13 protein-coding genes are annotated in these 13227 nt (G+C 68.0%); all 13 read left to right on the forward strand.

Annotation, left to right across the window (positions count from 1 at the left end; translation table 11 throughout):
- The first annotated feature begins 8 nt into the window (after positions 1 to 8).
- Positions 9 to 1484, forward strand: coding sequence for a S41 family peptidase (locus ACFFJK_RS03835; RefSeq protein ID WP_446686043.1), 1476 nt, complete (start codon positions 9 to 11; stop codon positions 1482 to 1484).
- Between the two features lie 163 nt (positions 1485 to 1647).
- The gene (locus ACFFJK_RS03840; protein ID WP_379677788.1) at positions 1648 to 2424 is read left to right on the forward strand and encodes a HesA/MoeB/ThiF family protein; all 777 of its coding nucleotides are present in this window, start codon (positions 1648 to 1650) and stop codon (positions 2422 to 2424) included.
- 135 nt (positions 2425 to 2559) lie between these two features.
- Positions 2560 to 3003 carry a type II secretion system major pseudopilin GspG gene (gene gspG, locus ACFFJK_RS03845; RefSeq protein ID WP_379677789.1) on the forward strand — a complete coding sequence of 148 codons (444 nt, stop codon included), beginning with the start codon at positions 2560 to 2562 and terminating at the stop codon, positions 3001 to 3003.
- A 9-nt stretch (positions 3004 to 3012) separates the two neighbouring features.
- Entirely contained in the window at positions 3013 to 3492 is a 480-nt protein-coding gene (gene gspH, locus ACFFJK_RS03850) for a type II secretion system minor pseudopilin GspH (RefSeq protein WP_379677790.1), read from the forward strand.
- Positions 3493 to 3499: 7 nt separating this feature from the next.
- A complete protein-coding gene (gspI, locus tag ACFFJK_RS03855) occupies positions 3500 to 3910 on the forward strand; it encodes a type II secretion system minor pseudopilin GspI (RefSeq protein ID WP_379677791.1) in 411 nt (136 codons plus the stop codon).
- A complete protein-coding gene (locus ACFFJK_RS03860) occupies positions 3907 to 4566 on the forward strand; it encodes a PulJ/GspJ family protein (RefSeq protein ID WP_379677792.1) in 660 nt (219 codons plus the stop codon). The genes gspI and ACFFJK_RS03860 overlap by 4 nt, the downstream gene beginning before the upstream one ends.
- Positions 4566 to 5600 (forward strand): type II secretion system minor pseudopilin GspK, encoded by a 1035-nt coding sequence (gene gspK / locus ACFFJK_RS03865; protein ID WP_379677793.1) that lies wholly within the window; start codon positions 4566 to 4568, stop codon positions 5598 to 5600. The genes ACFFJK_RS03860 and gspK overlap by 1 nt, the downstream gene beginning before the upstream one ends.
- A gap of 16 nt (positions 5601 to 5616) precedes the next feature.
- On the forward strand, positions 5617 to 6837 hold the full coding sequence (gene gspL, locus ACFFJK_RS03870) for a type II secretion system protein GspL (RefSeq protein ID WP_379677794.1): 1221 nt from the start codon (positions 5617 to 5619) through the stop codon (positions 6835 to 6837).
- On the forward strand, positions 6834 to 7364 hold the full coding sequence (locus ACFFJK_RS03875; protein WP_379677795.1) for a type II secretion system protein M: 531 nt from the start codon (positions 6834 to 6836) through the stop codon (positions 7362 to 7364). The genes gspL and ACFFJK_RS03875 overlap by 4 nt, the downstream gene beginning before the upstream one ends.
- Positions 7361 to 8134 carry a type II secretion system protein N gene (gspN, locus tag ACFFJK_RS03880; RefSeq protein WP_379677796.1) on the forward strand — a complete coding sequence of 258 codons (774 nt, stop codon included), beginning with the start codon at positions 7361 to 7363 and terminating at the stop codon, positions 8132 to 8134. The genes ACFFJK_RS03875 and gspN overlap by 4 nt, the downstream gene beginning before the upstream one ends.
- Before the next feature lie 182 nt (positions 8135 to 8316).
- Positions 8317 to 10557 (forward strand): type II secretion system secretin GspD, encoded by a 2241-nt coding sequence (gene gspD / locus ACFFJK_RS03885; RefSeq protein WP_379677860.1) that lies wholly within the window; start codon positions 8317 to 8319, stop codon positions 10555 to 10557.
- 7 nt (positions 10558 to 10564) lie between these two features.
- Entirely contained in the window at positions 10565 to 11986 is a 1422-nt protein-coding gene (gene gspE, locus ACFFJK_RS03890; protein WP_379677797.1) for a type II secretion system ATPase GspE, read from the forward strand.
- A 10-nt stretch (positions 11987 to 11996) separates the two neighbouring features.
- Complete coding sequence (gene gspF / locus ACFFJK_RS03895) at positions 11997 to 13217, forward strand: type II secretion system inner membrane protein GspF (RefSeq protein ID WP_379677798.1); 1221 nt, start codon at positions 11997 to 11999, stop codon at positions 13215 to 13217.
- Positions 13218 to 13227 lie beyond the last annotated feature (10 nt).

Consider the following 13227-nt stretch of genomic DNA (forward strand, 5'->3'; position numbering starts at 1 on the left):
ACAAGACGATGGGCAAAGCGAAGAATCTCGGGCTGATCGGGCTGGGCATGGTGGCCGGCGTGGCCGCCACCTTCCAGCTGTCGGCCCATGCACAGAAGGGCGTCGATTCGCCCTTGCCGCTCGACGAGCTGCGCCAGCTGGCCGACGTGTATGGCCTCATCAAGACCGACTACGTCGAGCCGGTCGAGGACAAGAAACTGCTGTCCGAAGCCATCGGCGGCATGGTCTCCTCGCTCGACCCGCATTCCACTTACCTCGACCAGAAGGCCTTCCGCGAAATGAAGGAAGCGGTGCAGGGCAAGTTCGTCGGCGTCGGTATCGAAGTGGCGAGCGAAGACGGTTACGTCAAGATCGTCGCCCCGATCGAGGATTCTCCGGCGCACAAGGCCGGCATCAAGTCGGGTGACCTGATCACCCGCATCGACAACGTCCCGGTGCGCAACATGTCGCTCGACGAAGCGATCAAGCGCATGCGCGGCAAAGCCGGCAGCAAGGTGACATTGACCATCGCGCGCCGCGGCGAAGACCGGCCGTGGGTGGTGCCGGTGCTGCGCGAGGAAATCGTGGTGCAGAGCGTCAAGGCGAAAATGGTCGAGCCGGGCTACGCCTGGCTGCGCGTGAGCCAGTTCCAGGAAAACACGGTCGAAGAGCTGGCCAAGAAGGCCAAGGCGCTGTACGCGGAAGACCCGAACATCAAGGGCCTGGTGCTCGACCTGCGCAACGACCCGGGCGGCCTGCTGCCCGGCGCGATCGGGGTGTCGGCGGCCTTCCTGCCGAACCCGGAACAGGTGATCGTCTCGACCAAGGGGCAATTGCCGGAATCGAACCAGCAGTTTTATGGCCGCCGCGAGTTCTATGCCCAGCGCGGCCCGGACCCGCTGGCCGGCCTGCCGGCAGCGCTCAAGACGGTGCCGATGGTGGTGCTGGTCAATGGCGGCTCGGCCTCGGCTTCCGAGATCGTCGCCGGCGCCCTGCAGGACTACAAGCGCGCCATCGTCATGGGCAGCCAGACCTTCGGCAAGGGCTCGGTGCAGACCCTGCGCCAGCTCTCGCCCGACACCGCGGTGAAGCTGACCACGGCGCGCTACTACACCCCGAAGGGCCGGCCGATCCAGGCCACCGGCATCGTGCCCGACATGCGCGTGGACGAGACCGCCGAGGGCGACGCCCTGGCCGTGCTGCGCGTGCGCGAGGCGGACCTGCAACGCCACCTGGCAAGCGAAGGCGAGCAAAGCAAGGCCGTGCGGGACCAGAAAGAGGCGCTGGAAGCGCAGCAGCGCGCCATCGCCCAGCTGAAGGACCGCAAGCCGCTCGACTACGGCAGCAAGGACGACTTCCAGCTGGCGCAGGCGCTCAACCATTTCAAGGGGCAGCCGGTACAGCTGGCCAAGTCCGAGCCGGAAGCAGCGAAGCCGGCGGCGCCGAAAACACTGCCGGGGACGGAGACCAAGCCGCCGGAGATCAAGGCGCCGGCGAAGAAGTAAGCACGCGCTGACGCTGCTCGAGGAGATTGCGTTCGCGCCTGCGCGGGAACGACGTTGTCCGAGAGTGCGCTGTGATGCCCTCCCCCCTTGGCTGCCTGCAAAAAAGACGTCGTCCCCGCGCAGGCGGGGACCCAATTCGACGTTCGCCGCATACCTGATCCCGATGGACGACACCCAACTCCTGCGCTACTCCCGCCACATCCTGCTCGACGAGGTCGGCATCGAAGGCCAGCAGCGCCTGCTCGACGCGCACGCCCTGGTGATCGGCGCCGGCGGCCTCGGCTCGCCCGCGGCGCTGTACCTGGCGTCCGGCGGCATCGGCCGCATCACCCTGGTCGACGACGATGAGGTCGATTTGACCAACCTGCAGCGCCAGGTGATGCACACCACCGCCCGTGTCGGCCAGCCCAAGGCCGCGTCCGGCCGCGAGACCCTGCTCGCCATCAACCCCGAGGTCGAGGTCCGTGCCCTGGTCGAGCGCGCCGCCGGAGAGCGCTTGCGGGAACTGGTGCGCGATGCCACGGTCGTATTGGATTGCAGCGACAACTTCGCCACCCGCCACGCCGTCAACCGCGCCTGCGTGGCGGAAGGCAAACCGCTGGTTTCCGGCGCCGTGATCCGCTTCGACGGCCAGCTCTCGGTGTTCGACACCAGGGACGCGGCGGCGCCGTGCTATGCCTGCCTGTTCCCCGAAGACAGCCATTTCGAGGACGTGGCCTGCAGCACCATGGGCGTGTTCGCCCCGCTGGTCGGCGTCGTCGGCGCCATGCAGGCGGCTGAAGCCATGAAACTGGTAGCCGGCATCGGCCAGCCGCTCACCGGGCGCCTGCTGCTGCTCGACGGCCGTACCATGGAATGGACCGGCATCGGCGTGGGCCGCAACCCGTCCTGCCCGGTTTGCGCCGCGCGCGTTGCCACATGCGCCATGTCACACGAATAAAACCTTTTTAAGCGAAGATTAAAAGGGGTGGGAAAGCGGGCTCGCTGCACAATTTCTCCCGTGCACGTGGTAGCCCGTGGCCGGATGTGGCCTTATACTGTATTGTCTCCACCGACCTCCTTACAAAGATTATCTATGCACATTGATTCACAACGTAAGCAGCGCCGCGCACGCGGTTTCACCCTGGTCGAGATCATGGTCGTGGTGGTCATCATCGGCATCCTCGGCGCCCTGGTCGTGCCGAAACTGCTGGGCCGCACCGGCGAGTCGCGCGTGACCGCCGCCAAGGTCGACATCGCCACCATGATGCAGGCACTCAAGCTGTATAAACTGGACAACCAGCGCTATCCGAGCACCGAGCAGGGCCTGCAGGCCCTCATCACCAAGCCGACCTCGGGCCCTGCGGCCAATGGCTGGAAGGCCGGCGGCTACATCGAGAAGCTGCCGAAGGACCCGTGGGGCAACCCGTACCAGTACCTGTCGCCGGGCATCCACGGCGAAGTGGACGTGTTCTCGCTGGGCGCCGACGGCCAGCCCGGCGGCACCGGCGAGGATGCCGACGTCGGGTCCTGGGAGTAAGGTCTTCCCATGCGGGCCCGCGGCGCCCTGCGCAAGCCGAGCGGCTTCACGCTGGTGGAGCTGCTGGTCGTGATGGTCATCATCGGCATCACGCTGGGACTCGCTTCGCTCAACGCCATTCCCTCGCCGCGCCAGGACCTGCAGCAGGAGGCCCAGCGCCTGGCCCTGCTGCTGCAGCTGGCGCGCGACGAAGCCATCGTGCGCAACCGCCAGGTCGCCTTCGAGGCCAGTCCGGAACGCTACCGCTTCGTGGTGCGCAACGATACCGGCTGGGAACCGGTCACGCGCGACGACCTGCTGCGTGAGCGCACTTTCCGTAATGCTCCCCTGCAACTCGTGCTCGAGCCCAACAGCGGCGTCAACCAGAACGCGCTGCGCGTGGTCTTCGGGCGCGAGCCGGTCGACAAACCCTTCGTGCTGACGCTCGCCACCGGCGGCAATGCGGTCGCGATCCGCGCCGACGGCGTCGGCCATTTCACGGTCGAATGAGCGCCGCATGAGCAGACGCCGCTGCCATCCGGGAGCATCGGGCTTGTCCCGGCCATCGGGGTTTACCCTGCTCGAAGTGCTGGTTGCGCTCGTCATCGTCGGCACCGCCCTCGGCGCCGGCCTGCGCGCGGTGGGCAGCCTGACCTCCAACAGCGCCGGCCTGCGCGCGTCGATGATGGCGACCTGGTCGGCCGAGAACCGGCTGGTGCAGATCCGCCTCGGCCGCGAATTCCCGGAAGTGGGCAAGCGTAATTTTCCCTGCGCCCAAGGCGACCTCAACCTGATTTGCGAGGAAGAGGTGCTGACCAGCCCGAATCCGCAATTGCGCCGCATCGAAGTATCGGTGTATGAGGCCGAACGCCCGGAGCAGCGCATCGTCAAACTGGTCCAGCTCGTGTTGAGGCCATCCCGGATATGAACGCAAGCACGCACCCGATCGCGCAGCCGGCCACGCATGCGGCCACCAGGCGGCGCGCCGGCTTCACCCTGGTCGAACTGCTGGTGGCGATCAGCATCCTCGCCATCCTGGCCGTGCTCGGCTGGCGCGGGCTGGACGGCATCGTGCGCGCCCGCATTGCGCTGACCGAGCAGATGGCGGTCACGCGCGGCATGCAGCTCGCCTTTGCCCAGATGCAGAGCGACTGCGAGCACCTGGCCGGACGCGAGATCATCGGCCGGCGCGCCAACCTGCTGTGGGACGACGACCGCCTCACCCTGGTGCGCAAGGTCTACAACGAAAACGAGCCCTCGCAACTGGCCGTGGTGTCCTACCGCGTCGCAGGCGGCACCCTGGTGCGGCGCGAATCGATCGGCACGCGCGACCTGGTGCAGCTCGAGGCGCTGTGGCAGGCAATGGGCAGCGATGCCCCCTCGCAGTCGGCGCCCCCGGTGGTGCTGCAGACCGGGGTGGCCGCGATGCAGATCCAGGCCTGGCAGAACAATGCTTGGCAGAACGAGCGGGTGCCGCCCGTCGAAGGCGCCCAGCCCGAGGATCCCAGCGGCATCCAGGTCGGCCTGACGGCGCAGGGCCTGGCCGCGCCGATGGTCAAGTCCTTCCTGCTGGGGGGAACCTGATGGCGCGCCCGCTACACCGGCTGCGCCCGATGCGCCTGCGCCGCCAGCGCGGCGTCGCGGTCGTCACGGCCCTGCTGCTGACCACGCTTGCCATCACGATCGTCGCCAGCCTGTTCTGGCAGCAGCAGGTGCAGGTGCGCACCATGGAAAACCAGCGCCTGCACCTGCAGACCAAGTGGATCCTGCGCGGCGCCCTCGACTGGGCCAGCCTGGTGCTGCGCCAGGACGCCTACACCTCGCAGTACACCTCGCTCGACCAGGTCTGGGCCACGCCGCTGGCCGAGACCCGGCTCGACCAGTACATCGAGCGCGAGCGGGTCGAAGGAGAAACCTTCGACGCTTCACTGTCCGGTAATATTGTTGACGCAACGTCGCGCTACAATCTCGGCAACCTGGCGCGCAACCGGGAAATCGATCCCTTGCAGCTCGAGATCTTCGGGCGCCTGCTGAACCACCTGCGCATGGACGGACGCCTGGCGCTGCGCATTGCCCAGTTCGTCGCCCAGGGGCAGCAGGTGCAGCCGCCGGACCCGAACAATCCACCGCCGGCAGGGGGGGGAGGGCAGCCGAATGTCGGCATTCCGCCGCTGCCGCCCACGACCGGGGTGCCGGTCCCGGTGCTGCGGGTGGACGATCTGCTGGCGGTGCAGGGCGTCACGCCGGAGATCATGGCGCGGCTGCGGCCGTTCCTGATCGTGCTGCCGGTGACGGACGCGCCGACGACGATCAACGTCAACACCGCGCCGGCCGAACTGCTGGCGGCGCTGGTGCCGCAGATGTCGATGTCCGAGGCGACCAACCTGGTGGCGCGGCGCAGGACCGCGCCCTGGCGCGAGCTGACGTATTTTCAGAGCCAGGTCACGAACGGTGACCAGGTCAGCAACCAGGCGGTGGACGTAAAAAGTAACTGGTTTGTGGTGCAGAGCCGGATCCGGCTCGACCGCGCGGCATTGAATGCAGAATCCTTGATCCAACGGGCAAGCGGCGTCGTTCCCGGGGGTGGCACGAAAGTAATCTGGACCCGCCAGAACTAGAAGAAAGCGAGACAGTTTGACTACTCTTTATATCCGGCACCCGGCCAGGGCCGAGGGTGAGCATGCCCTGTGCCGCTTTGCGGTGGTCGCCGAGGGTGGGGCCATCGAGCAGCAGGGCGAAGGCCCGCTGCGCAACCTGGGCGACGCGGTCGCCGCCAGCCGCCGCGTGGTGCTGCTGCTGGCCGGCGCCGACGTCACGCTGCTGGCCGTGCAGGCACCGCCGCTGACCGGCGCGCGCCTGCGCGCGGCGCTGCCGGCCCTGGTCGAAGAACATATCCTGGGCGACCCGCTCGACTGCGTGCTGGTGGCCGGCCCCGCGCTGCCCGATGGCCGCCGTCCGGTTGCCGTGGTCCAGCGCGACTGGCTCGAGCCCCTGGTCAAGACCCTGCTCGGCATGGGGGCGCGCGCCGTCGCCGCCATGCCGTTGCAGCTGTGCCTGCCCCTGCAGCCGGGCAGCGTCAGCGCCGCCATCGGCGGCGGCGAGCTGCTGCTGCGCCAGAGCCAGTACGAAGGCATCGGCCTGGCGCTCGACGGCAACCCCTCGGTGGCGCTGCAGACGGCGCGCGCGCTCTCCGGCGACGCGCCGCTGGTGCTGTACGTGCCGCGCGAACAGCTGGGCGAGTATGGGGCGCTGCTGGCCGAAGCCGGCCCCGGCATCACCCTGGAAAGCGATGACTGGGCACACTGGATTCTTGGTGCGAAAAGCAGCACGCTCGACCTCGTGCCGGGCCTGGGCACGGCCGGCGTCGCCCAGCGCGACTGGAGCCGCTGGCGCTGGCCGATCCGCCTTGCCATCGCCGCGATCGTGGTGAACATCATCGGCGTCAACATCGAATGGCTGCGCCTCAAGCGCGAAGCCGACGCGGTGCGCCAGGGCATGGCGCAGACCTTCCGCAGCGCCTACCCGAACCAGCCGGTGATCGATCCGGTGGCGCAGATGCGCCAGAACCTCGCCCGCGCCAAGGCTGCCGGCGGGCAAATCAGTCCGGACGAGTTCGGCTGGATGGCCGGCGTGCTCGGCGAAGCGATGCGCGGCCTCGGACGTCCACCCGGCATTGCATCAATGGAGTTCCGGGAACGCGTCCTCACGGTGCGCGTCAAACCCGATACGGTTGATCCCGCTTCCACGAGCCAGCTGCGCACCGCCTTGAGCGCGCGCAACCTGAGCATGGAAGAAACGGCGCCCGCCACCTGGGTCATCCGCAGTACAGGACTCGCCACTGGAGCCCCGCGATGAAAGCAGCAGCACAATTCGGCGCGCAGTTCGGCGCACTCCGTGAACGCGCGCTCGCCTATTGGCTGGCGCGCACCGACCAGGAACGCAAGTTCCTGACGATCGGCGGCATCGTCGTCCTGGTCTCGCTGGTGTACGCGCTGCTGCTGGCGCCGGCGCTCGAGGGACGCGAGCAGCTGCGCCGCTCGCTGCCGGAGCTGCGCCAGCAGGCCGCCCAGCTGCAGACGCTGGCCGCCGAGGCCCAGACCCTGGCCGCCAACCCGGCCCCGACGCCTGCGCCCATGACGCGCGAAGGCCTCACCGCCAGCATGGCCCAGCGCGGCCTCACGCCGGGCTCGCTGACCATGACCGGCGAATATGCCAAGGTCCAGTTCAACGGCGTGTCCTTCGCCAACCTGGTGTCCTGGCTCGATATGCAGCGCCGCGAGAACCGGATCCAGGTGCAGGACGCCGCCTTCACCGCGCAGGCCGCGGTGGGACAGGTCGATGCCACGCTGACGCTGCACCAGACGATTGGCCAGGCCCAATGAGGCGGGTGCTCCTGTGGCTGGTGCCGACCGTCCTGGCCGTGCTCGTCACCGTGCTCGCCTTCCTGCCCGCTTCCTGGCTCGGACCGATGGTCGAACAGCAGACCGGCGGCCGTTTGACTCTGGGGGATGCGCAAGGTACGCTCTGGAACGGCTCAGCCTTTGTGGGCGGTGCGCCGGGCGAGGGCGGGGCGGTGACGCCGCTGCTGCCGGGACGCTTCGCGTGGCGCCTGTCGCCGCTGGTGCTGTTCGGCTCGGTCAGCATGACGCTGGAAAATCCCGAAGCGCTGTTGCGCCCGGTACGCATCGAAGGCAGCTGGTCGCAATGGCAGGTGAGCAGCGGCGAACTGTTGCTGCCGGCCGAAGGCCTGGCCGGCCTGGGTGCGCCGCTCAACACGCTGGCGCCGTCCGGCACCATCCGGCTGGTGTGGAACACGCTCGACCTGCTGCGCCAGCCGAACACGGTGGCGGTGCAGGGCCGCACGGTACTGTTGATGACCGACATGGGCTCGCGCATGTCGCCCATCAAACCGCTGGGCAGTTATGAAATGGCATTCGATTGGCGCGGCAACCAGGCCGACCTGAACCTGCGTACCGTGCGCGGTGCGCTTTTACTGTCGGGCTCGGGTATGCTGCAAAACGGCCGGCTGCGCTTTTCCGGCCAGGCGTCGGCCGCCGAAGGATACGAAGACACGCTGGGTAACATGCTCAACCTGATCGGCCAGCGCCGCATGGTGAACGGCAAGAACATAATCGCACTCGAGTTCAAATAATGAAAACATTGACCCGTACCACCGCCGAAGGGCACCTCGAAAAACCGTTGCGAGCGGCAGCAGTGCCGGCCGAGAAGCGCAACTGTACGAGTAGTACAGTGAGCATCGCAGGCTGGCACTGCAACGCGCAGCAGGTTTTCCGAGGTGCCATCCCGTCGCTGCGCCGCATCGCAGCCGGCGCCATGCTGTGCTGCGCGGCAACGTTCGCCGTGCCGCCGGCCCCGGCCTGGGCCCAGGACAGTGCGAACGCCGCGGCGCTGAGCTTCGTCAACGCCGACATCGAATCGGTGATCAAGGCGATCGGCCACTACACCGGCATGACCTTCATCATCGACCCGCGCGTCAAAGGCACCATCACGCTGGTGTCGGAAAAATCGCTGACCAAGACCCAGGCCTTCGGTCTGCTCACCTCGACCCTGCGCCTGCAGGGCTACGCCGTGGTGACCAGCGGCGACGGCTACGCCAAGGTGGTGCCGGAAGCCGAAGCCAAGGCGCAGTCGTCGCCGACCCAGGTCGGCGGCGTGCGCGCCAGCAAGGCCACCGGCGACCAGATCGCTACCCAGGTGTTTTATCTGTCCTACGAGTCGGCGGCGAATCTCACCGCCGTGCTGCGTCCCCTGATTTCGCCGAACAATTCCATCATGGCGAACCCGGGCAACAACACCCTGGTCATCACCGACTACGCCGACAACCTGCGCCGCCTGGCCAGAATCATCGCCGCGCTCGACACGCCGGTGGCGGCCGACCTCGACGTGATCCCGATCCGCAACGCCATTGCTTCCGACGTGGCGACGCTCGTCACCCGCCTGATGGAGCCGAGCGCCGGCGGCGACTCGGGGCGCGTCACCGTGCTGGCCGACCCGCGCACCAATTCGGTCGTGATCCGCGCGCCCTCGCAGGCGCGCGCCAACCTGGCCAAGTCGCTGATCGCGCGCCTCGACCAGCAGACTTCCACGCAGGGCAATATCCATGTCGTGTACCTGAAGAACGCCGACGCCAGCCGCGTGGCCCAGACCCTGCGCGCGGTGGTGTCGCAGGATGCCTCGGCGGTGCCGGTGCAGCAGCAGGGCACGTCGGGCGGCTCGATCCAGGCCGGCAGCACCACCGGCGGCGGCGGCCAGGGCGGGCTCGGCGGCCAGCAGGGCCAGCAGAGCAGCGTCGGCATGGCCGGCACCGGCAACACCTTCGGCCAGCAGAGCCAGCTCACCGCGGGCGGCGCCGGCGGCGGCCAGGGTTCCGGCTTCATCCAGGCCGACGCCTCGACCAACAGCCTGATCATCACCGCGCCGGACGCGGTGTACCGCAACCTGCGCAACGTCATCGACCAGCTCGACGTGCGCCGCGCCCAGGTCTACATCGAGGCGCTGGTGGTGGAAGTGACCTCCAATAAAGCGTCGGAGTTCGGCGTACAGTGGATCGGCGCCAGCGGCGACTCGGACAGCAGGTACCGCGTCGGCGGCCTGCAATCCTTTGCCAGCAACGGCGGCAGCAACATCGTCAACCTGGCCGCCGCCGCCCGCACCGGCCTGGGTGGCGATTCGATTCCGAGCCTGCCGGGCGGCCTGTCGATCGGCCTGTTCCGCCAGGTTGGTGGCGAACTCGGCTTGGGCGCAATCGCGCGCTTCCTTGAAAACGACGGCAACGCCAACATCTTGTCCACGCCGAACATGATCACGCTGGACAACGAACTGGCGACGATCAAGGTCGGCCAGAACGTGCCGATCATCACCGGTTCCTTCACCACCGGTACCAGCGGCAGCTCGAACCCGTTCCAGACGATCGACCGCAAGGACGTGGGCCTGCTGCTCAAGGTGCGCCCGCAGATCTCGGAAGGGGGTACCATCAAGATGGCGATCTACCACGAGAACTCGAGCGTCGACACCTCCACCCGTACCCTGTCGTCGGGCGTGACGACCAACGTGCGGGCGATCGAAAGCAACGTGCTGGCCGACGACGGCCAGATCATCGTGCTCGGCGGCCTCATCGAAGACACCGAGGGCGATGGCGAAGAGAAAGTACGCGGCCTGGGCGACATCCCGGTGCTGGGCAACCTGTTCAAGTACCGCAGCCGTACCAGGACCAAGACCAACCTGATGGTGTTCCTGCGCCCGGTTGTCGTGCGCAGCAAGGAAGCGTCGAATTCGCTGGCCATGGACCGTTACGAATACATGCGCGCCGTCGGCGCCGCCGGCCAGACGCAGGAAGACTCGGTGCTGATGCGCAACCTCGGCGCGCCGCTGCTGCCGCCGCTGACGAACGGCCAGCCGCCCACCGGCGGCGCCATGGCGACCATGCCGGCGCAGACGCCTCCGGCTGCAGGCGGCGCGCCGGGCGCGGCCAGCGGCCAGGCGCTGCCGCAGCAGGGCCAGCAAGCGCAGCCCGCCTCCCAATTCCGGCCGGTGACGCCATCGAACCAGAAGTGATGTAAACATGAACAATCTGTTGCCTTTCGCCTTCGCCCGTGACCACGGCGTGCTGGCGCGCGGCGGGGACGAACCGGGCCAGGCCGTCGAGGTGCTGGTGTCCGGCGCCACCGCGCCCGCCGCCATCGCGGAGGTCTCGCGCCGCTTCGGCCGCATCACCCTGCGCCGCCTCGAACGCGGCGAGCTCGACGACGCCATCGCCAAGGCCTATGCCGGCGCCGGCGGCGACGCCTCGCAGGTGGTGGACGAGTTCGATGCCGACCTCGACCTCACCAGGCTGCTGCAGGACGTGCCGGCCATCGAAGACCTGCTGGAGTCGTCCGACGACGCGCCCGTCATCCGCATGATCAATGCGCTGCTGACCCAGTCGCTGCGCGAAGGCGCCTCCGACATCCACATCGAGCCGTTCGAGCAGACCTCGGTCGTGCGCTTTCGCGTCGACGGCGCGCTGCGCGACATCGTGCGCCCGAAAAAGGCGATCCACGCCTCGCTGATCTCGCGTATCAAGATCATGTCGCAGCTCGACATCGCCGAGAAGCGCCTGCCGCAGGACGGCCGCATCACGCTGCGCATCGGCGGCAAGCCGGTCGACGTGCGCGTCTCGACCCTGCCGACCGGCCACGGCGAGCGCGCCGTGCTGCGTCTGCTCGACAAGGAAGCCGGCCGCCTCGACCTGAGCCACCTGGGCATGAGCCCGGACATGCTGCCGCAGTTCGACCGCCTGATCAACCAGCCGCACGGCATCGTGCTCGTCACCGGCCCGACCGGTTCGGGTAAAACGACCACGCTGTACGCCGCGCTGTCGCGCCTGAACGCGTCCACCACCAACATCATGACGGTGGAAGACCCGATCGAATACGACCTCAACGGCGTCGGCCAGACCCAGGTCAATGCCCGTATCGACATGAGCTTCGCCAAGGCCCTGCGCGCGATCCTGCGCCAGGACCCGGACGTGATCATGATCGGCGAGATCCGGGATTTGGAAACCGCGCAGATCGCGGTCCAGGCTTCGCTCACCGGCCACCTGGTGCTGGCGACCCTGCACACCAATGACGCGGCCTCGGCCGTGACCCGCCTGCTGGACATGGGCATCGAGCCGTTCCTGTTATCGTCATCCTTGCTGGGCGTGATGGCGCAACGCTTGGTGCGCAAGCTGTGCACGCACTGCAAGATCAGCGACGGAACCGGCTGGCATGCGGTGGGCTGCGACCGCTGCGGCCATACCGGCTACCACGGCCGCGTCGGCGTCTACGAACTGCTCGAGACCACCGAGGAAATCCGCGCCCAGATCCACAACCAGGCGTCGGAAGCCGAGATCCGTGTCGCGGCCCAGAAGTCGGGCATGAAGATGATGCGCGAAGACGGTGAACGCTGGCTGGCGGACGGCACCACCACGCGCGCCGAGCTGGTGCGCGTGACCAAGGACTGAGGAACAACCCATGCCGGCATTTCGCTACGAGGCCGTCGATGCAGGCGGCGCCACCCGCAAGGGCGTGGTCAACGCCGACAGCCCGCGCTCGGCCAGGGCCGACCTGCGCACGCAAGGCCTGACGCCCCTGAACGTCGAGCAGATCGCGGCCCAGGTCGACGAAGCCGGCGTGGCGCGCTCGCGCGGGCTGGGCGAGCGCCTGTCGCAGGTCGAGCTGGCGTTGTTCACGCGCCAGCTGGCCAGCCTGCTGGAAGCCGGCCTGCCGCTGGAACAGGCGTTCACGGCCCTGCTGGAACAGGCCGAGCGGCCCTACGTGCGCGACCTGATCGCGTCGATCCGCTCCGAGGTCATCGGCGGCTCGGCGTTTTCCAGCGCGCTGTCGCGCCACCCGCGCGACTTCGCCGAGATCTACCGCGCGCTGGTGTCCTCCGGCGAGCAGATCGGCCAGCTCTCGCGCGTGCTGTCGCGCCTGGCCGACTACATCGAGCGCCGCAACGCGCTGGTGCAGAAGGTGCGCCTGGCGTTTACCTATCCGGCGATCGTCACCGTGGTGGCCTTCGCCATCGTCATCTTCCTGCTCACCTACGTGGTGCCGCAGATCGTCTCGGTGTTCGCCAATACCAAGCAGAAGCTGCCTTTCCTCACCGTGATGATGCTGGCCATCTCCGACTTCGTGCGCGCCTACGGCATCTACGTCGGGATTGTCCTGATCGGCGCGTTCTGGCTGTGGCGGCGCGCGCTGCGCAACCCGGACCTGAAACGGCGCTGGCATACCTGGCTGCTCAATGCGCCGGTCTACGGAAAATTCGAGCGCAGCCTGAACACGGCGCGCTTCGCCAGCACGCTGGCGATCACCACCGGCTCGGGCGTGCCGATCCTGCGCGCCCTCGAGACCAGCCGCGACACGCTGTCGAACGTGGCGATGCGCGAACTGGTCGAACAGGCGACGGCCAGCGTGCGCGAAGGCGTGAGCCTGGCGCGGGCGCTGTCGGCGCAGAAACACTTCCCGCCGATGCTGGTGCACATGATCCGCGCCGGCGAGATCACCGGCGAGCTCCCCGCCATGCTCGAGCGCGCGGCCAACTCGCAGCAGGCCGACCTGGAGCGCCGCACGCTGACCATTGCCGGCCTGCTCGAGCCGGTGCTGATCCTGGCCATGGGCCTGGTGGTGCTCCTGATCGTGCTGGCGGTCCTGATGCCGATTATCGAAATCAACCAGCTGGTGCGCTGACCTATAAGAA

Source organism: Massilia consociata, from assembly GCF_042432755.1.
Taxonomy (GTDB): Bacteria; Pseudomonadota; Gammaproteobacteria; order Burkholderiales; family Burkholderiaceae_D; genus Telluria; species Telluria consociata.

Coding starts and splice junctions, on each gene's coding strand:
- ACFFJK_RS03835 (WP_446686043.1), top strand. CDS start 9: ATGGGCAAAGCGAAGAATCTCGGGCTGATCGGGCTGGGCATGGTGGCC.
- ACFFJK_RS03840 (WP_379677788.1), top strand. CDS start 1,648: ATGGACGACACCCAACTCCTGCGCTACTCCCGCCACATCCTGCTCGAC.
- gspG (WP_379677789.1), top strand. CDS start 2,560: ATGCACATTGATTCACAACGTAAGCAGCGCCGCGCACGCGGTTTCACC.
- gspH (WP_379677790.1), top strand. CDS start 3,013: ATGCGGGCCCGCGGCGCCCTGCGCAAGCCGAGCGGCTTCACGCTGGTG.
- gspI (WP_379677791.1), top strand. CDS start 3,500: ATGAGCAGACGCCGCTGCCATCCGGGAGCATCGGGCTTGTCCCGGCCA.
- ACFFJK_RS03860 (WP_379677792.1), top strand. CDS start 3,907: ATGAACGCAAGCACGCACCCGATCGCGCAGCCGGCCACGCATGCGGCC.
- gspK (WP_379677793.1), top strand. CDS start 4,566: ATGGCGCGCCCGCTACACCGGCTGCGCCCGATGCGCCTGCGCCGCCAG.
- ACFFJK_RS03875 (WP_379677795.1), top strand. CDS start 6,834: ATGAAAGCAGCAGCACAATTCGGCGCGCAGTTCGGCGCACTCCGTGAA.
- gspN (WP_379677796.1), top strand. CDS start 7,361: ATGAGGCGGGTGCTCCTGTGGCTGGTGCCGACCGTCCTGGCCGTGCTC.
- gspD (WP_379677860.1), top strand. CDS start 8,317: ATGCTGTGCTGCGCGGCAACGTTCGCCGTGCCGCCGGCCCCGGCCTGG.
- gspE (WP_379677797.1), top strand. CDS start 10,565: ATGAACAATCTGTTGCCTTTCGCCTTCGCCCGTGACCACGGCGTGCTG.
- gspF (WP_379677798.1), top strand. CDS start 11,997: ATGCCGGCATTTCGCTACGAGGCCGTCGATGCAGGCGGCGCCACCCGC.